This window comes from Aeribacillus pallidus, assembly GCF_050478865.1.
Lineage (GTDB): Bacteria > Bacillota > Bacilli > Bacillales > JACDOC01 > JACDOC01.
Genome location: NZ_JBCNBW010000021.1, coordinates 99,497 through 117,308, shown reverse-complemented (window position 1 = coordinate 117,308; position 17,812 = coordinate 99,497). Strand labels below are relative to the sequence as shown.

23 protein-coding genes and 1 pseudogene are annotated in these 17,812 nt (G+C 38.9%); 9 read left to right on the top strand and 15 right to left on the bottom strand.

Features of this window, described 5'->3' with window-relative positions:
• Window positions 1-6 precede the first annotated feature (6 nt).
• Genes ABES52_RS05685 through mnhG form a run of 3 tightly spaced genes read left to right on the top strand, consistent with a single transcriptional unit; the run spans window position 7 to window position 1,110 of the window.
• Window positions 7-483 (top strand): Na+/H+ antiporter subunit E, encoded by a 477-nt coding sequence (locus tag ABES52_RS05685; protein WP_429649830.1) that lies wholly within the window; start codon window positions 7-9, stop codon window positions 481-483.
• Complete coding sequence (locus tag ABES52_RS05680) at window positions 483-767, top strand: Na(+)/H(+) antiporter subunit F1 (protein WP_429649828.1); 285 nt, start codon at window positions 483-485, stop codon at window positions 765-767. Before ABES52_RS05685 ends, ABES52_RS05680 begins: the two co-directional genes overlap by 1 nt.
• Window positions 751-1,110 (top strand): monovalent cation/H(+) antiporter subunit G, encoded by a 360-nt coding sequence (gene mnhG, locus ABES52_RS05675; RefSeq protein ID WP_429649826.1) that lies wholly within the window; start codon window positions 751-753, stop codon window positions 1,108-1,110. Before ABES52_RS05680 ends, mnhG begins: the two co-directional genes overlap by 17 nt.
• A gap of 20 nt (window positions 1,111-1,130) precedes the next feature.
• Here the strand turns inward: mnhG and ABES52_RS05670 are convergent, their stop codons facing one another.
• The 6 genes from ABES52_RS05670 to ABES52_RS05645 all read right to left on the bottom strand — a co-directional run bounded on the left by ABES52_RS05670 (window position 1,131) and on the right by ABES52_RS05645 (window position 6,574).
• Window positions 1,131-1,514, bottom strand: coding sequence for a hotdog fold thioesterase (locus ABES52_RS05670; protein WP_429649824.1), 384 nt, complete (start codon window positions 1,512-1,514; stop codon window positions 1,131-1,133).
• A gap of 328 nt (window positions 1,515-1,842) precedes the next feature.
• Entirely contained in the window at window positions 1,843-2,055 is a 213-nt protein-coding gene (locus ABES52_RS05665; protein WP_429649822.1) for an inner spore coat protein YmaG, read from the bottom strand.
• Between the two features lie 77 nt (window positions 2,056-2,132).
• Window positions 2,133-2,837, bottom strand: coding sequence for a TrmH family RNA methyltransferase (locus ABES52_RS05660; RefSeq protein ID WP_429649820.1), 705 nt, complete (start codon window positions 2,835-2,837; stop codon window positions 2,133-2,135).
• A gap of 83 nt (window positions 2,838-2,920) precedes the next feature.
• Window positions 2,921-4,234, bottom strand: a complete 1,314-nt coding sequence (locus ABES52_RS05655; RefSeq protein WP_429649818.1) for a Na+/H+ antiporter family protein — start codon at window positions 4,232-4,234, stop codon at window positions 2,921-2,923.
• Window positions 4,235-4,637: 403 nt separating this feature from the next.
• Entirely contained in the window at window positions 4,638-6,143 is a 1,506-nt protein-coding gene (locus ABES52_RS05650) for a leucyl aminopeptidase (protein WP_429649816.1), read from the bottom strand.
• 59 nt (window positions 6,144-6,202) lie between these two features.
• Window positions 6,203-6,574, bottom strand: coding sequence for a DUF309 domain-containing protein (locus tag ABES52_RS05645; protein ID WP_429649814.1), 372 nt, complete (start codon window positions 6,572-6,574; stop codon window positions 6,203-6,205).
• 71 nt (window positions 6,575-6,645) lie between these two features.
• On the opposite strand from ABES52_RS05645, the gene ABES52_RS05640 reads away from it, so the two are divergent.
• The gene (locus ABES52_RS05640; protein ID WP_429649812.1) at window positions 6,646-7,122 is read left to right on the top strand and encodes a divergent PAP2 family protein; all 477 of its coding nucleotides are present in this window, start codon (window positions 6,646-6,648) and stop codon (window positions 7,120-7,122) included.
• A gap of 86 nt (window positions 7,123-7,208) precedes the next feature.
• Window positions 7,209-8,018: a cobalamin-binding protein gene (locus ABES52_RS05635; RefSeq protein ID WP_429649810.1), complete on the top strand. Its 810-nt coding sequence runs from the start codon at window positions 7,209-7,211 to the stop codon at window positions 8,016-8,018.
• 185 nt (window positions 8,019-8,203) lie between these two features.
• On the opposite strand, the gene ABES52_RS05630 is transcribed toward ABES52_RS05635, so the two are convergent.
• The 5 genes from ABES52_RS05630 to ABES52_RS05610 form a co-directional block, all read right to left on the bottom strand.
• Complete coding sequence (locus ABES52_RS05630) at window positions 8,204-8,914, bottom strand: stationary phase survival protein SpsC (RefSeq protein ID WP_429649808.1); 711 nt, start codon at window positions 8,912-8,914, stop codon at window positions 8,204-8,206.
• A gap of 142 nt (window positions 8,915-9,056) precedes the next feature.
• Window positions 9,057-9,377, bottom strand: coding sequence for a YuiB family protein (locus ABES52_RS05625; RefSeq protein ID WP_429649864.1), 321 nt, complete (start codon window positions 9,375-9,377; stop codon window positions 9,057-9,059).
• 111 nt (window positions 9,378-9,488) lie between these two features.
• Window positions 9,489-9,611 carry a YuiA family protein gene (locus tag ABES52_RS05620; protein WP_429649806.1) on the bottom strand — a complete coding sequence of 41 codons (123 nt, stop codon included), beginning with the start codon at window positions 9,609-9,611 and terminating at the stop codon, window positions 9,489-9,491.
• Window positions 9,612-9,760: 149 nt separating this feature from the next.
• Window positions 9,761-10,243, bottom strand: coding sequence for an NUDIX domain-containing protein (locus ABES52_RS05615; RefSeq protein WP_429649804.1), 483 nt, complete (start codon window positions 10,241-10,243; stop codon window positions 9,761-9,763).
• A 299-nt stretch (window positions 10,244-10,542) separates the two neighbouring features.
• The gene (locus ABES52_RS05610) at window positions 10,543-11,760 is read right to left on the bottom strand and encodes an NAD(P)/FAD-dependent oxidoreductase (protein ID WP_429649802.1); all 1,218 of its coding nucleotides are present in this window, start codon (window positions 11,758-11,760) and stop codon (window positions 10,543-10,545) included.
• A 313-nt stretch (window positions 11,761-12,073) separates the two neighbouring features.
• Between ABES52_RS05610 and ABES52_RS05605 the strand changes: the two genes are divergently transcribed.
• A complete protein-coding gene (locus ABES52_RS05605) occupies window positions 12,074-13,072 on the top strand; it encodes an NAD(P)/FAD-dependent oxidoreductase (protein ID WP_429649800.1) in 999 nt (332 codons plus the stop codon).
• 68 nt (window positions 13,073-13,140) lie between these two features.
• On the opposite strand, the gene ABES52_RS05600 is transcribed toward ABES52_RS05605, so the two are convergent.
• Complete coding sequence (locus ABES52_RS05600; protein ID WP_429649798.1) at window positions 13,141-13,503, bottom strand: HesB/IscA family protein; 363 nt, start codon at window positions 13,501-13,503, stop codon at window positions 13,141-13,143.
• A 194-nt stretch (window positions 13,504-13,697) separates the two neighbouring features.
• Here ABES52_RS05600 and ABES52_RS05595 point away from each other — a divergent pair, with 194 nt between their 5' ends.
• On the top strand, window positions 13,698-14,396 hold the full coding sequence (locus tag ABES52_RS05595) for a DUF2225 domain-containing protein (protein WP_429649796.1): 699 nt from the start codon (window positions 13,698-13,700) through the stop codon (window positions 14,394-14,396).
• Between the two features lie 38 nt (window positions 14,397-14,434).
• On the opposite strand, the gene ABES52_RS05590 is transcribed toward ABES52_RS05595, so the two are convergent.
• Window positions 14,435-14,674, bottom strand: coding sequence for a YuzB family protein (locus tag ABES52_RS05590; protein ID WP_429649794.1), 240 nt, complete (start codon window positions 14,672-14,674; stop codon window positions 14,435-14,437).
• Window positions 14,675-14,906: 232 nt separating this feature from the next.
• On the opposite strand from ABES52_RS05590, the gene ABES52_RS05585 reads away from it, so the two are divergent.
• On the top strand, window positions 14,907-15,974 hold the full coding sequence (locus ABES52_RS05585) for an NAD(P)/FAD-dependent oxidoreductase (RefSeq protein WP_429649792.1): 1,068 nt from the start codon (window positions 14,907-14,909) through the stop codon (window positions 15,972-15,974).
• A 74-nt stretch (window positions 15,975-16,048) separates the two neighbouring features.
• Here the strand turns inward: ABES52_RS05585 and ABES52_RS05580 are convergent, their stop codons facing one another.
• Window positions 16,049-16,372 carry a YuzD family protein gene (locus ABES52_RS05580; protein ID WP_429649790.1) on the bottom strand — a complete coding sequence of 108 codons (324 nt, stop codon included), beginning with the start codon at window positions 16,370-16,372 and terminating at the stop codon, window positions 16,049-16,051.
• Window positions 16,373-16,448: 76 nt separating this feature from the next.
• On the opposite strand from ABES52_RS05580, the pseudogene ABES52_RS05575 reads away from it, so the two are divergent.
• Window positions 16,449-16,771: pseudogene (locus tag ABES52_RS05575) on the top strand (NifU family protein).
• A gap of 35 nt (window positions 16,772-16,806) precedes the next feature.
• On the opposite strand, the gene ABES52_RS05570 reads toward ABES52_RS05575, so the two are convergent.
• On the bottom strand, window positions 16,807-17,772 hold the full coding sequence (locus ABES52_RS05570; protein WP_429649788.1) for a 2-hydroxyacid dehydrogenase: 966 nt from the start codon (window positions 17,770-17,772) through the stop codon (window positions 16,807-16,809).
• Between the last annotated feature and the right edge of the window lie 40 nt (window positions 17,773-17,812).

Here is a 17,812-nt window from a genome sequence, read left to right as displayed (position 1 = left end):
TGCATAATGGCTTTTCAAATGTTGTTAAATGTACTTTTAGCGTTCATGTGGATGTTTTTGACCGTTTCTTTTGATCCGTCGACTTTTATCGTCGGTTACGTGTTAGGCTTGATCATTATCTTTGCGTTACGAAGATTTTTTCACTCTCGTTTTTACGTCATTCCATTTTTAGCCCTTTTAAAACTGTTACTTATTTTCTTAAAAGAGTTAGTTCTTTCGAATATTGCGGTATTAAAAGTCATCATAAAACCGAAATTAGATATTCAACCAGGTATTTTCGCCCTGCCAACCCAATTAACGAAAGACTGGGAAATTACGATGTTAGCGAATTTAATCACCCTTACACCTGGAACGTTTGTGATTGACATCTCTGAGGACAATAAAACGTTATACGTTCATGCGATGGATGTACCAGATGTTCAAGCAGCGATTGAAGGAATAAAAAATTCTTTTGAAAAAGCGATTATGGAGGTGAGCAAATAATGTTAACTACTATTTTAAATATTTCGTTAATCATTATTTCCATCTCCATGGTCGGTCTCATTTATCGAGTCATTAAAGGACCATCTGTACCCGATCGGGTCATTGCTCTAGATGCGATGGGAATCAATCTCATCGCGATTGTTGCGATCGTGTCCATCCTGTTAGATACGAATGCATTTTTAGAAGTCATTCTATTAATTGGTATTTTAGCGTTTATCGGTACGGTTGCCTTTGCGAAATTTTTAGAGAAGGGGGTTATTATCGAACGTGAACGAGATCGCTAATTTCTTTGTCGGAGCTTTTATTCTCATCGGTGCCTTGTTGACGTTAGTTACCGCAGTTGGTTTGATAAGACTCCCTGACGTGTACACGAGAAACCATGCTGCCAGTAAAAGCGCCACGCTTGGCATCATGTCTATTTTACTGGGGACGTTTTTATATTTCTTCCTTCATGAAGGACACTTTAACTCTCGTGTCCTTCTCGGGATTGTGTTTATCTTTTTAACTGCACCTGTCTCAGGACATTTAATAAGCCGGGCAGCTTACTATTCCGGTGTGAAGCTTTGGCAAGGCAGTGTACGGGACGAATTAAAAGGTGTAAAAAAGAAACGTGCAGATCGTTCATAAGTCTGCACGTTTTTTTACGTTTATTTTTTCGGTACAACTGCAATAGTACATCGAGAAATACAAATGAGTTGTTCTTGTTCATCAACGATACGGATATTCCATACCATTGTTGTTCTACCTTGATGGACGACTTCAGCGATTGCTGTCACGAATCCATCTCGCTTGGATTTAATATGATTGGCATTAATCTCAAGTCCGAAGCATATTTCATTTTCCTGATCAATGAGCGTATAAGCCCCGACGCTGGCAACTGTTTCTGCCAAGGCAACGGATGCTCCTCCATGTAAATACCCAAATGGCTGTCGTGTACGTTCATTCACAGGCATAGTAGCCACTACTTTCCCTTTATCGACCGTTTTTAACTCAATTTGCAGCGCCTCTAATAAAGTATTTTTAACATTCATGGACGTCCCCTCCCATATTTTACATGTTCAACTTACCATATTTCACTGCTAATGAAAACGAATTTTTTACGAGAAAACTACAAACCAATAAATAATGCTCGATTGAGGGAATGAGGAAAGGCTTACCCATCATTTCTAAGGACACTTGTGCTAATACGATTATTGGTTGGGCTTAGGGCATATTTTATTAGGGATTATTGATTTATTTGAACATTGGGAGCATCGATATCAATAGAAAAAGGCGTGTCTACATCAGACTCGCCTTCTTTTTAATTTGTTATTTATCTTTTAGCTAACGTACTCCCCACAATATTTCTTATTGGTCTTTTTAATAATACCCATACGAACCATATGGATAATAATATGGGTACGGATAGTAATAAGGGTATGGACGTGGACGGAAGATGGCACTACCTACTAAGCCGCCAAGCAGTCCGCCAAAAAATGGGCCACCGAAAAACGGGCCGCCAAAAAATGGGCTACCGAAAAACGGTCTTCTACCCCCAAAAAATGGCCCACCAACAAATTGACGTGAATGCATCGGGTAACCTCCTTTATACATACTCACATTATTCGTATGCATTAAGAACCTGGTTGATCTAGGCAAGAGCGGATATATTACGATTCCGTCAACTTTGCTCGTAATTTTTTCGGAACGGATAAATGAACCCACTGTTTTAACAATTCTTGTTTTTCTTCAAGGGTTAAATAATAACGCTCTTTTGCGACTTCTTTTGCTTTGTTGGTGATATAATGTAGTGTAATGGCTGCTGCCACAGAAATATTTAAGCTTTGAACAAACCCTTTCATAGGGATAACAAATGTACCGTCCGCTGCGTTTCTCGCATCATCCGATATGCCCGCATGCTCATTCCCAAATAAAAGAACTGTCGGTTTCGAAACATCTACATCTTCTAAATACACACTCTTTTCCGATAGATCGGTCGCAAATACTTGGTAGCCTGCTTGCTGATAATCTCGAATCGCTTCTACGATTGTCGGTTTTTCTTTGATTGTTAACCATTTATCTGCACTTTTCGTAATGTTGACGTTTGGTTGAAACGGAGCTCGTCCACGAACAATGGTAACATCTTGCACTCCAAATGCATCTGCTGTACGGAGAACTGCCGCTTGGTTATGGCCATCATCTACGCCCTCTAATAATAATGAGATGTATCGAGTGCGTTCATTAAGCACTCGATACAATTTTTCCATACGTTCATCATTAATCATTTCCCAATAAACACGGTTATCTTCAAGTAACAATTGTTCCTCTATGAGCTGTTGTTTCAGTGGAGAATGGTTCGTTTTTACATTTTTCATGTTCGTTACCCTCTCTGATGGTAATGTAAAGACTACGTTACACCATAACATAATTCACTCAAAAAATAAAGGAACGGTCAGTATTATAAAAGAATCGCCGCAAGCCATCCGAAAATAATTAATGGTACATTGTAGTGTAAAAAGGTTGGAACACACGTATCCCAAATGTGATTATGCTGACCGTCGACATTTAATCCGGATGTCGGTCCAAGGGTCGAATCAGAAGCAGGAGAACCAGCATCTCCTAATGCAGCGGCTGTACCGACTAAGGCAATAGTCGCCATTGGGCTAAAGCCAAGTTCTATCGCTAATGGGACAAAAATCGTTGTGATAATTGGAATCGTCGAAAAAGAAGAGCCGATCCCCATCGTCACAAGTAACCCAACGATGAGCATCAGAAGTGCGGCAATGGATTGATTTCCTCCTATTAAGTTGGCTGCCCCATTTACAAGGGACTCTACTTCTCCTGAAGCTTTTAACACACTTGCAAATCCAAAAGCCGTAATCATGACAAATCCGATAAACGCCATCATTTTCATACCACTAGTTAACAGCTCATCGGCTTCACTTAAGCGAATCGTACCACTGGCATATAATACAAGCATTCCCGCAAATGCACCGAAAATCATGGAATCGAATTGCAACTGAACAACTAAGGCAACAATGATCGCGACAATAGAAAATATAACACTTATTTTCGAATACGATTCAACAGACAGTTCTTCAGAATGAATCGTTTCATAGCGACGATGTTTCCGATAGGATACGAATATCGCAAAAATTAATCCTACAACAAGGCCAAGTGTTGGTAAAAGCATCGCTAGGGGAATTTGTGTCACATCCACTTCCATTCCGCTTTCAGCCATGTTCGTTGCTAAAATATCATGAAAGATTCGCCCAAATCCAACAGGTAACAAAATATAAGGAGCAGTGAGACCAAAGGTTAAAACGGATGCAATGAGCCTACGGTCCACTTGAAGTTCATTTAAAATTTTTAATAACGGTGGAATTAAAATTGGGATAAAAGCTATGTGAATCGGAATTAAGTTTTGTGAAAAAATAGACATGATTAACACAAATAAAACAATCACTGCTTTTGATAATGCTTTTCCTGTACGATCACCTTTTTTTGCAACTATTTTTAACAAGAATTGAACAAGTACTTCTGGAAGCCCTGTTTTGGATATTGCAACAGCAAAAGCACCGAGTAACGCATAACTTAACGCGACTTCTGCTCCGTTTCCTACACCTGAAGAAAAAGCTTCAATGGTCTCATTGATGGACATTCCACTAGTGAGACCACCCACCAACGCACCAACTAGAAGGGCAAATACGACATTCACTCGCAGTAAACTAAGCGCGAGCATAGTGATGACTGCTATAACAACGCCATTCATGAATAAGAACTCCTTTCAGATGTTAACACTTTATCTTGGTAAATTGGTAGAGAAATAAAATACGTTTCCTAAAATAGCACGGATGGATTCAACAGTCAATGAAATAATTTTCCATTAATAAAATTTATTCTTATTAGTCCAACGCCGATATGAGATGTAAATTGCTTCATAGCAGCAAGTAAACTTCAATTAGGGGTTATGTCAATTATTGTTTACATTTCAGCAAGTATTTCTTCTACTTGGCAAGTAATACTCTTTACGGCAAGTATTTTTGTATGTAATAAAAAATGAAGTAACACCCCGATTTTTTCTCCTCCAACCTAAAGGAAGCCATCATTTGTTTATTTAAAACATAAAAACGTTTGGGATCTAACCCAAACGTTTCCATATGACTATCCATCATTTATTTGTTTCTAATTGGTTCAAATCGTTCTACAAATAGCGCAAGTGTACGAGTCATCACACCAGTTCCACCTGCTGGACCGAGATCATGGTTCACTTTTGTAGTTGCTGTACCAGCGATATCAAGATGTACCCATGGCGTATCTTCAGCAAATTCGCCAATAAAAGCTCCACCCATAATTGCGTGTCCTTCACGTCCTGGAGAATTGTTTAAATCGGCAATTTTACTGTTACGAACGCGTTCCTTATCTTTTTCTGTATATGGGAGACGCCAAATAAATTCATCTGCTTCAAAGGAGGCTTCGAGCACTTGTTCAAATAAGTCTTCGTTATTTGTAAGTGCACCCGTTTTATCTAATCCAAGGGCGATAATAACCCCACCTGTTAATGTCGCTACATCGACTAAGTAGTTCGCCCCATGGTGTTTCGCATACGTAATAGCATCAGCTAGTGCTAAACGACCTTCCGCATCAGTGTTTAACACTTCGATCGTTTTTCCGCTCATCGACGTAATAACGTCATCTGGTTTAAACGCTGAACCACTAATCATATTATCGGTAGCTGGGATCACTGCCACGACGTTTTGTTCTGGACGTAGCTCACCGATGATTTCCATTGCTCCTAACACAGCAGCCGCTCCGCCCATGTCTGTTTTCATTTCAACAAGGCCTGTCTTCGGTTTGAGGGAATATCCACCCGTATCAAACGTAATCCCTTTTCCGACAAGCCCAATAACGTCGGTCCATTCTTCTTTTCCCTGATATTTTAAAACAATCATCTTTGGCGGTTCCGCCGACCCTTGGTTAACCGCTAAAAAGGCCCCCATGCCAAGCTTTTGCATGTCTTCTTTTTCTAAAATTTCTACTTCAAAGTCGTATTTGTTCGCTAAGTCGACCGCAAAATTCGCTAAATCCGTTGCAGTTAAAAGGTTTCCTGGTGTATTCACTAATGTTCGTGCTGTATTTGTTCCTTTTCCGTACACATAACCGACCGTTAACGCACTCAAGACTTCTTCTTTATCTGCCGAAGACATGACTTCTATCGTTTCCACCATTTTTTCCGGTTCGTTTCCTTTTTGCTTGTATCCTGCAAATTCGTATGTAGATAAAGCAAAAGCTTCCGCGAGCGCATGCGCTACATCTACTGCAGAGTAGTCATTATTCACAAATGTATCTAGTAGTACAGTAGCAGATGTATATTTCCATTTTTTTATAGATGAAAACGTTCGTCCAAATGCTTCTTTTAAAGCGGCGAACGAAATGTCTTTTTTACCTAATCCGACAAAAACAATCCGTTTCGGTTTAATATGACCAAACGTATGAATTTTTGTGACTTCCTTTCGCTTCGCCGAGAGATCGCCCACTTTTACTAGCTCTGTTAATTGACCATGAAAACGCTCATCTAATTCTTTTAAACTATCTCCAAACTTATCAGGTACATCCCAAAGTCCGACAATTAAGCATTCGTTTTGTGAATTAAACCCGTTTCCATTCGAAAATTCAAACATGTTCGACACCTCCTTCTTCATTATAACAAAAGCTATTTCGACTATCTAAAAAATATCATCTATGGGAAAAGAAAACTCGGCAATGGTGGGAGAGATTTGATTTTTTCAAAAGGCACTAGTTCCACCGTTTGTGGTATAATGAAAAGGCATTGGTCAATGTACTGACAAACTTCTTGTACGTTGACTCCATCCATAGTTTCCATTGTATGGGTAAGGTAATGATGGGCAGATTGTAACATCATACGAGCTCCTTTTATGTTCCCATAACTATAATGGTAAAGACCGACACACATTTGTAACATTCCTTTAATTAAGTAATTTTGTTTATCCATCATCCATATTTCTTCTAAAAAATCATGACACGAATAGTAGTCACCTTTGTTGAATTTTTGTTTGAAAATTCGAAATGTTTCTTCGATAAAATCATTCATACAATCACCTCTTTTTATGAGGATTACATATACCTCATTAATGACGAAGTCGAAAGGATGTTTCATTCACCATGGATTTATTGACAAACTTCCCTCTTTGGGCCTCATTAACGGCCATCTTCTTTGCCCAATTTATAAAAGTGCCAATTCAATTTATTGCCAGCCGAAAATTGGATTGGTCCTTAATGACTTCGACCGGTGGTATGCCAAGCTCTCATTCAGCTGCGGTCACTGCCTTAGCAACTGGTGTCGCTTTGGAAACGGGACTGGACTCCCCATTATTTGCAGTCGCGACCATTTTTGCCATTATTGTCATGTTTGATGCTACTGGCATTCGCCGTCAAGCAGGAGAGCATGCCATTGTGCTCAATCAGTTAGTCGCTGATTTTCATAAATTCGTCGAAGAAGTAAAAGGATGGCCAAAGAAACCGCAACAAGAAAAACAAAAGGAATTAAAAGAACTATTAGGACATAAACCGATAGAAGTCTTTTTTGGTGGATTAACTGGGGTCTTACTAACGCTCATTTTGTATTATTTTATCTTTTAAAGAAGCAGCAGGACAAAAAGCACGCAAACAAACAAAGCGTGCTTTTCACTTTCTTATGTCAATATATTCACTAAGGGGATGGAAACATGAAAATCGTATCGATTTGTCCGAGCAACACAGAACTGTTGACTTATTTAGGATTGGAAGAAAAAATTGTAGCACTTGACGATTATTCAGATTGGCCCCCACAACTTCAACACCTACCACGAGTTGGTCCAGATCTATCGATTCGTATGGATGAAGTCGAAGCACTCGAGCCTGATTTAGTGGTAGCCTCGTTAAGTGTTCCTGGGATGGAAAAAAACATCGAAGAGCTTGAGAAACGATATTTGCCTTACATCGTCTTAAATCCATCTTCACTAGAGGAGATCGGACGTGACATTCTATCACTCGGTCAAGCATGTGGGGTAGAAGTACAAGCAAAAAATGTTTTTTATGCGTATCAGGAACAATTGAATATGTTTCGCCAAGCTGCTTCACAATGTAAGACCACACGACGCTTATATTTCGAATGGTGGCCCAAGCCGATTTTTACACCTGGAAAAAAGAATTGGCTTACGGAAGTAAGTGAACTAGTTGGAGGAACAAATGTGTTTGCGGATGTTCCACTGGCTAGCATCCAAACGGACGGAAACGACGTGATTAACCGAAATCCAGACTACATTTGTTTAGTATGGGTCGGCGTACGCACGGAAAAAGTTCAGCCTGCTGTGGTGAAAAAAAGAGCTGGCTGGGAGCAATTAGAAGCTGTTCAAAACGATCGTATATATGTATTAGAAGAGGCGCTGTTTTGCCGTCCGTCCCCACGTCTCTTTGAAGGAATATTAAAGTTAGGGCGACTGCTTCATCCAGAAGTGTACGAATCCGTTTCCTTACTTCCACCTTTTAATCGATAAAAAGGTGAATCAATAAAAAAAGTGTACGTTTATTTTAAAAATATCTGTACGAAAGAATAGTAAATTTAAAGCTTGAGGACAAATATTCCTCAAGCTTTTTTGTGCAAATTACTATGTGATTTACTGTTGATTATCGCGTAATTTATTATTTAAGGCTTTTCTCTACAAAAACGGAAACTTAAACGTTATTTTTTATTTGGTTGTATATAGGCTTGGCGGAAAACTTGCATAGACTCTTCTTCATTCAGCGCGATTAATTCATCTTCTGTTAATCTGCCCTCACCCATTCGTATGATGTACACATCCACCGTTTTCTTTCCCCACTGTTCATAAACAGCTTCGACCGTTTCATAATATAAATCAATTTTGTTGCCCTTAATCGCTGAACCGGTATCAGCTACTACCCCAAAGCCGTAACCAGGAATGAACAAAATCGTTCCAATCGGAAACACTCGAGTATCCGCTGCGATGGTGGAATATAAATCACGCTTTACCTTAACTCCCGAAAAGGTGATTCCATATTGAGGGTGATTCGGATGTTTCCCTGTTGATTCGAATCCAGCTGTATAGCCTGTAGCGACGACTGTTTTTTTCGGATATTGACTCCAATCAAACTCTTCTTCAAGGGATGGAGTCGCTATAACAGGTTTACTAGCGGAAATTTTTACGTTTGTTTGAGCAAAATACTTCAACATCTTCTCTTTTAAACTAAATTGTCGTCCTTGATGAAGTTCTACGTCTTTACTATCTTTCCAAAGAGGCGATGCTTGGTAGTAAATCCAGTTAGCTAACGTTTTGGCCTTTACTCCAGAAATGGATTGATATGTAACTAAAAGAGCTAACATAAACAACACGGTCATAAACGTTCTTTTTAACCATTTTTTGGTCCTATCCATTATTACATTCACTCCTCCCTGGTCTATTACTTCCCAGGAAGGAGTGAAAATATACAATAAAAACAAAAAAACCGATGGATATGTCGGAAAATTATGTTAATTATTCATAAAAAATAAAAAAGCCTTCACTTGTTCGTGAGGCTTAAAACATTCGGTATCCTTTTTTACGTAAAATTTTCATCGTAATTCCTGCTACAATGGCTCCTGCTAAGCCACTTGATAAAATAATGACATCAGCTGGAGCGAGTCGACTAAATTTTTCTCCAAGCAACCGAAACGATTCCTGTGTATTTGTAAAATAGTCGATGAAACGAACTTCGTTATTCACAATAAAAATTGCTACAATCGGATAAATAAAGGCCATAATCCATGTCATCCGAAGCAACATGTTCAATAAAAAGCCAATGCCGAAGAAAAGAACGAAAAACAAGAGCATTGAGATAATCAATCTTGGAATATCCATCATAGGTCAACACCTCCTAAACACTAAGTAAAAGTGTACTCAATGTTTAGGATGGAGTCAACCAAGAGGGGTTTTTTGCATTGATTGTAAATCTAATAGGCAAATGTTGATTTATTCATCTTTTTTCTTTCCACTACCACCGCAACTAGGACAGGTTTCTGAACCACCAAGAACTAATTGAAAATACCCATTCCCAGAACAATACGGACAGCTATTCATTTGTTTTTCTCTCATCTCTTCCATCTCCCTTTTTAGAATTTTCTGATAATATATCACCATCTTCGATTAAAGGAAAGACGGAAGAGAACCGATATGAGTTAATGAAAACGGATACATCTTTATTTTCTTTTGTATATCTTATTATTTTTTAGTTTTTTGAAAATTTATAAAAATAATTTGTAGTCTTTGTATCTAAAGTGATTTCCTGGATTTAACGATCCTTTATCCTTTTTAATTGATATCATTTTATCTTTTATCAGTTCGTGAAGAATAATCGAGGCGCTACGATCTTGTAAAAGGTCTTCTGGGTCTATCCATTGAACTTCTTCCATTTCAACCTCATTTTTTTGAATGTGGACATGTTGTGGCGTTAACGAAAAGATGAGCAAATTATCGCTAATGTCATCATGTAACACCCCTGTACGTAAACCAACGAGTCCATTCACCACAGTGTCGATACCTGTTTCTTCTTTCACTTCTCGTACTACGGCTTGATCGACCGTTTCTCCTTTTTGTACAAATCCAGCAGGTAACGACCATTTTCCCTTAAGTCCTCCATACTTCTTTTTCACCACTAACCAGCGTCCCATTTCGTCTTGACACCAACCGGCTACTGCTAACCATACAGAACCAAGATCTTTTGGCATACCCAACTCCCCTTTCATATAGAGACCTGCAACAACTGCGATGGGCAAACTGTTCCGAATTTTTTTCATGCGATTTGTCCAGTTTTTTCGCCGATACTTAGTCGATTTCCTTTTTTGAATTGTCCACTTTCACTGAATTTTTTCCTACTTTTTACCAAGATTGGTCCAATTTCTCATCCAATATGCCCAATTCCCTCAATCGTTGTCTAGATTTACAACATTTTTAGAAAAGATAGAATGTACCCAAACATAAAAAACCTTAGCCCCCCAGTGGAGAGCTAAGGTTCATTTTATGTTAATTAAAAGAAATTAAATTTACCTTTTTTGAACACAAGTGAAGTACCGCCAATCATGTAAAGCGCACGGTTGTCAACTACTTTTTTCATGAATGCCGCTTTTGTACCCATTAATTTTTTACCAAAAACGATACCGATTGCATCGTCTTCACCTAATGAACATACCGTACCTTTAATGTCTGGTTTGAATGTCTCAAGCTCTTCTTTTCCACGAATTAAAGCGGCTAAGTTGCGAGCACACACTTCCCCTTGCTGCATCGCAATTTGAGCTGTTGGAGGGTATGGACGGTTAATTTCTTCGTTAATAATTAATGAGCAGTCACCAATAATGAACACGTTGTCGTAACCAGGTGCACGAAGATCTGGATTTACTTTTACGCGGGCACGCATGTTTTCAAATCCAGCTTTTTCAATGATGGAGTTACCGCGTACACCTGCTGCCCAAACAACTGTACCGGCTTTAATTTCTTCAACTTCATCTTCACCTTTGGCAACGATAATTCCGTCAGCAGTCACTTCTTTAATAGCTGTTCCGATGCGGAATTCTACCCCTTTACTTTCTAAACGAGCTGTTGCATATTTAACAAGCTCAGGGTCGAATCCAGGAAGAACCATTGGAGCTGCTTCAACACATACGATTCGAACTTTTTCGAAATCGATATCGTATTCACGGCAAAGCTCAGGAACACGGTTTACAAGTTCACCAAGGAACTCGATACCAGTAAAGCCAGCACCACCAACAACAATTGTTAAGCGTTCATCTTTCTTCTCTTCTTCAGTGTTATATGTTGCAAATTGATATTCAATATGCTCACGAATTTGACGCGCCGAATTGACGTTTGAAATAGAAAAAGCATGCTCTTTTAGACCTTGAATACCAAATGTTTCTGGCTCTGCACCAAGAGCAACTACTAAATAGTCGTACTCAATTTCACCGCTGTCAAGGATGACTTTGTTTTCAGACGGATGAATGTCTTCAACGGTTGCTTGAATAAATTCAACTTTGTTACGGTCGATGACGTCACGGATATCGTAACGAACACGGTCGTGATGTAACGTACCAGCAGAAGCTTCATGAAGCCATGTTGTTTCATAATGGTAATCGTTTTTGTTAACTAAAACGATTTCAGCTTCATTTACACCAACTAACTTTTGAAGACGTGTTACTGTCATTAATCCACCATAACCTGCACCTAACACTACAACTTTTGGCTTTCTCAAATCGATCACATCCACCTTTTTCTAATTTTTTGGACACTGCTACCCTTTGTGATATACTTCACGAATATAAACAAAAAAATGATAAAAAATTGTCATAAAATCTTAACATTATGCCTACATTACATATTATTCTTTTTAACATCGTTTTTCAAGGTATATTCCGAAGAAGATTAACTTTAGAAAATTAAGAAAACAAATAAAGAAAGCGTTTTCTTTAATATATCAACACTTGTAGTACAAGTTGTTCATTATAAATGGAAGAAATTTATATGATATGATATAGGTAAAGGTTTTAAAATGGGAGGGATCACGGTTGAAAGAAGATGCAAAATTGTATGATATTACCGTTATCGGTGGCGGTCCTACTGGATTATTCACTGCATTTTATGGGGGTATGAGGCAAGCATCGGTCAAAATTATTGAAAGCTTGCCACAGCTAGGTGGTCAATTATCGGCTCTTTATCCAGAGAAATACATTTATGATGTGGCCGGATTTCCAAAAGTTCGAGCCCAAGAATTAATCGATAATTTAAAAGAACAAATGAGTAAGTTTGACCCAACAATTTGTCTAGAACAAGCCGTTGAACATGTCGAGAAACGAGAAGATGGAACATTTAAAATTACGACGAATAAAGAAATTCATTTTTCCAAAACGATTATTATAACAGCTGGTAATGGAGCTTTTCAGCCACGAAAGTTAGATTTGCCTGAAGCCTCACAATACGAAGGGAAAAACCTTCATTATTTTGTCGACAATTTAGAATCATTTCGAGATAAACGTGTCGTTGTATGCGGAGGCGGGGATTCGGCGGTCGATTGGGCGCTCATGCTGGAGCCGATTGCTAAAGAGGTCACTATTGTTCACCGTCGCGACAAATTCCGTGCCCATGAGCATAGTGTCGAAAACTTAAAAAACTCACGTGTCCACATTATGACGCCGTTTGTTCCAGTAAAATTAGTGGGAAAAGAATACATTGAACAAGTAATACTAGATGAAGTACGTGGAGTTAAGAAAGTAACGCTAGATGTTGATGCGGTCATTGTGAATTACGGATTCGTCTCTTCCCTAGGCCCTATTAAAAATTGGGGGCTAAACATTGAAAAAAACTCGATCGTTGTGAACTCCAAAATGGAAACAAATATTCCAGGTATTTATGCGGCTGGTGATATTTGTACATATGAGGGGAAGGTCAAACTGATCGCTTGTGGTTTTGGTGAAGCTCCAACAGCGGTCAATAACGCGAAAGCATACATGGATCCAAAAGCTCGTCTGCAACCGATGCACAGCACGTCGATGTTTGATCAGAAATAAAAACAGAAAAAACCTAAAACCGTAAACTTGCGGTTTTAGGTTTTTTATTCGTCATTATTTGACTAAACCTAACATTCCTCAGGCGTTCCGGTATTGGTAGCTGTTCGGAACGAAGAACCGCAACCACATGTTGCAATTGCGTTTGGATTATTAATGGTAAAACCGCCGCCCATTAAAGATTGCTTATAATCAATCGTTGTTCCTTTTAATATCGGCGCACTTTCTTTGTCCACTAAAATTTTCAATCCGTGCTGGTCGAATTGAATGTCTCCCTCTTTAACTTCATGGTCGAATCCCATTCCATAGGAAAGGCCGCTACAACCTCCCCCTTTTACAGTCACACGTAAGTATGCCCCTTCTTCTTCATTATGCTTCATCATATCTTTAATCTGAAACGCCGCTGCTTCAGTCAAAATCACGACATCGTTCATCATTTCCACCTCCAAACATTCAAAAGTGAGGTTTTACTACTAGTATATCCCTTTCTCTTTCGTCCCTCAACTAATTGAGTTCCCCATTTTTTATCAAACCTAGTTCTTTTTTCACTCTACACACATTATAATCAAAGTATAGTTATAACGACCTAAGCTAAACGAACGAAAAAGTAATAACTGAAGGTGAAATGATGGAAATACTATCTCCCTACTTTGAACGAAATATTCGCTGTCATCTTTGTGAACAGCCATTTACAACAACCAAAATTCGGTCCAGATTCGTAAAATTAAAAGGATTGGATACCGATTTTTGTCCGTTATACATTTCTAAAGAACTAAATCCTTTGATATATAATGTTCACGTTTGTCCTCATTGTGGATACTCATTTACGGACGATTTTTATCCAAAATTTATTCCAGCTATAAAAGACAAATTAGCGCTTACGTTGTTTGAACGATGGACACCTAAAAATTACGGAGGACACCGAACGATTGAAGAATCAATAAATACATACAAATTAGCTATCTTTTGCGGTATTGAAAAAAAAGAAAAACATATTGTGATCGCTGGCTTGTACTTACGGACAGCTTGGCTTTACCGAATAATGAACAACCATGAAGAAGAACAGCGCTTTTTAAAATTAGCTGTTCAAGAATATGTCAATGCTTATCTGATCGAAGACGTCCCACGCTATGGAATGTCCGAAGTCAAACTCTTATATTTAATTGGGGAATTATCACGTCGTACAGGACAATACATTCAAGCTGCTTCTTATTTCTCCCGCGTGTTTCAATTACGAAAGCATACGATTGAAAAACGGATAGTTGAGATGGCTCGTGATCAATGGTACCTAACGCGGGAAGCATACAAAAAAAGTGCCACCAACTAAAAAAGCAATCCCTTCCTTGGTAAGAGATTGCTTTTTTATTAAAACATCGGATTTTCTTCCAAATATTTATAAATATTTTTAACTAAATCCTCTGGTGTTTCTCCAGTGACCATTTCTCCATTCACGAGTGCGTATAACGTTTCCGCACATTTCCCACAATAGCCTAAACAACTATATTCGACAATATCTAAATCAGGATCTTTCTCTAATATTTCTCTTGCGCGCTGGGCACCGCTCGCAAGGTTACTTACACAAAACTCAATAATCGGTTTAATCAACTTGATCACCCCTCTACTAATTGTTTATCGTACCTTTTTTCTTCGGACACGTCAATGAATTAAGCTGTATGTCAGATTTTGAATAATTTTCCCTAATTGTGTTGTGAATTTGTAGGGATTTCGCTATACTTTTTTATGGAAAAGAAAAACTAATTGACAAATACGTATTTTTTGAAAAAAAGCACAGTTGAATCAAGACAGATATGAGCATTGTGCAAAAGGGGAAATTTTCATGAAACATTTAGTGCTTCTTGGTGGAGGATATGGAAATATGCGTGTTCTCCTCCGTTTATTACCAAACAATCTACCGGAAGACGTTTCCATTACACTGGTAGACAAGGTGCCGTACCATTGTTTAAAAACGGAATATTACGCACTAGCTGCTGGAACCATTTCTGATCACCATGTTCGGGTGCCTTTCCCAGAACATCCACGGTTAACCGCTAAGTATGCGGAAGTCACAGGCATCGATTTAGAAAATAAGCTCGTTCACTTAAAAGATGAAGAATCAATTTCTTATGATGATTTAATTATTGGTCTTGGCTGCGAAGATAAATATCATAACGTTCCAGGTGCCAAAGAGTACACGTATAGCATTCAATCCATTGAGAAATCCCGAGACACGTACCAAGCGTTAAATAACTTACCAGCAAATTCTGTTGTCGGAATTGTCGGTGCTGGACTAAGCGGCGTTGAATTAGCCAGCGAGTTACGGGAAAGTCGGCCGGACCTGCATATTAAATTATTTGACCGTGGGAAACACATTTTATCTTCATTCCCAGATCGCTTAAGCACGTACGTTCAAGACTGGTTTGAAACACACGGAGTAGAAGTCATTAACAACGCGAACGTAACGAAAGTTGAGCCAAACGTTTTATACAATCACGATGAGCCGGTTAAATGCGACGTCATCGTATGGACTGCAGGCATTCAACCGAACCGTATCGTTCGCGAATTGGATGTAGAAAAAGATCCTCAAGGTCGGGTCATTTTAACGAAATATCATAATTTACCTAATGATGAACATGTGTACGTTGTAGGCGACTGTGCTAGCTTACCACATGCACCAAGTGCGCAATTAGCTGAAGGTCAAGCAGAGCAAATTGTCCAAGTGTTACTTAAACGCTGGAAAGGCGAAGAGCTTCCGGAAGAACTACCGCAGATTAAATTAAAAGGTGTATTAGGCTCCCTTGGGAAAAAACACGGGTTTGGCCTTGTCGCCGACCGAGCGATTACTGGACGGGTTGCACGCCTACTTAAGTCCGGTATTCTTTGGATGTACAAATATCATAACGGATAATCAAAAAAGAGCTAGCGTCTCCGTTACTGGAAACGATAGCTCTTGTTCTTTTTATTTTTTCCTTTAGAAATTTTTTATTCCGCGCAATATCCGTATTTTTCTAATTTGGCATATATCGTCTTTAGCTTCGGATTACCTTCTCCCACAATTTCCCCTTCAATGACAACTACGGGATAAAATAAATCTTCTTCAATCACTCGTATCGCAAAAGCTTTCATTTCTTCATCTTCTGGAGGTTGAAAAATATCAACATACTTTATCGTAAACGGCTGATTTGGAAATTTACGGGATATGGCAGCCTCTAACCATTCATAGGTTTCTTTGGATGAAGGCAAGTTCACACAGCTAGGGCAAACTTGTTCGGCCCCATAAACGACAATTTCAGCTACTTTTTCCATTTCGTTTCCCCCTTTGTTGATTCACTAATATTGTACATGAAAGTGTGCTAAATTTCTAAACATATGAAGAAGGGTTTTGGGTAATAGCGTACTTCTTAATTCTTCAATAGATTTTTTTGTGAAATGTCATTATAATGGTAATAAGGAAAGGAGTCGATAGTAATGTCTGATCAAACAATGAAAGAACAAGTACAAGAAGTATTAGATAAATTACGCCCGTTCCTACTTCGCGACGGAGGAGACTGTGAGCTTGTTGATGTAGAAGACGGTGTCGTCAAACTTCGCCTTTTAGGTGCATGCGGTAGCTGCCCAAGCTCCACTATTACGTTAAAAGCTGGTATTGAACGCGCTCTTCTTGAAGAAGTTCCTGGCGTCGTTGAAGTAGAACAAGTATTCTAATATAAAAAATGATCGGGTAGATCCCGATCATTTTTTTATTTCACAGGCGTTTTAGGCGATTTTCCTGATAAAACAGCCATGATATTTTCAACGGCCAATTGCATCATACCATAACGAGTTTCCTCTGTAGCACTTCCGATATGTGGGATAGCAACTACAGTTGGGAAAGATAACAACGGATGATGTTCATCAATAGGTTCTTTTTCAAACACGTCTAATCCTGCCCCACGAATTTCTTTCTCTTCTAACGCGCGGATTAAATCTTGTTCTACGACAATCGGACCACGCCCCGCGTTAATAAAAATAGCTGAACGTTTCATCCGACGAAACGCATCATAATTAAACATTCCTTTGGTTTGTTCCGTGAGTGGCGCCAGACAAACCACAAAATCCGATTCCGATAATAACTCTTCAAAGGAACAGTAGATCGCTCCAAGTTGTTGTTCAGCTTGTTCATTCCGCTTACGGTTATGATAAAGAATATTCATATGAAAACCTTTCGCCCGATGCGCAACCGCTTCGCCAATTTTCCCCATACCAAAAATCCCAATCGTTTTATGGTGAATATCGGTCCCGGCAAGTAATAACGGTGACCAACTTTTCCAATGTCCTTCTCGTACGTACCGGTCCGCTTCCACGATTCTTCTTGCAGTCGTCATAAGAAGAGCAAATGTTAAGTCAGCAGTTGTTTCGGTCAACACATCCGGAGTATTACAAACGATAATTCCTCTTTTTCGTGCTGCTATTACATCAATGTTGTCATATCCTACAGCTAAATTAGCAACCACTTGTAATTTCGGAGCTTTCTCGAACAACTCTTCATCGATTTGGTCGGAGAGCATCGTGAGCAATCCATTCGATTGAGCGGCTTGTTCTAATAAAAGGTCTCTAGGTACAACTTCGTCTTCCGATGGCCACATTTCGATATGAGCTAATGTTGATAACGGTTCGACTACTTCATCTGGTAATTTGCGTGTGATAAAAACGTATGGTTTTGTCATGTTGCTTCGACCCTTTTCTTTTTTTTCTTTATTGTAGCAT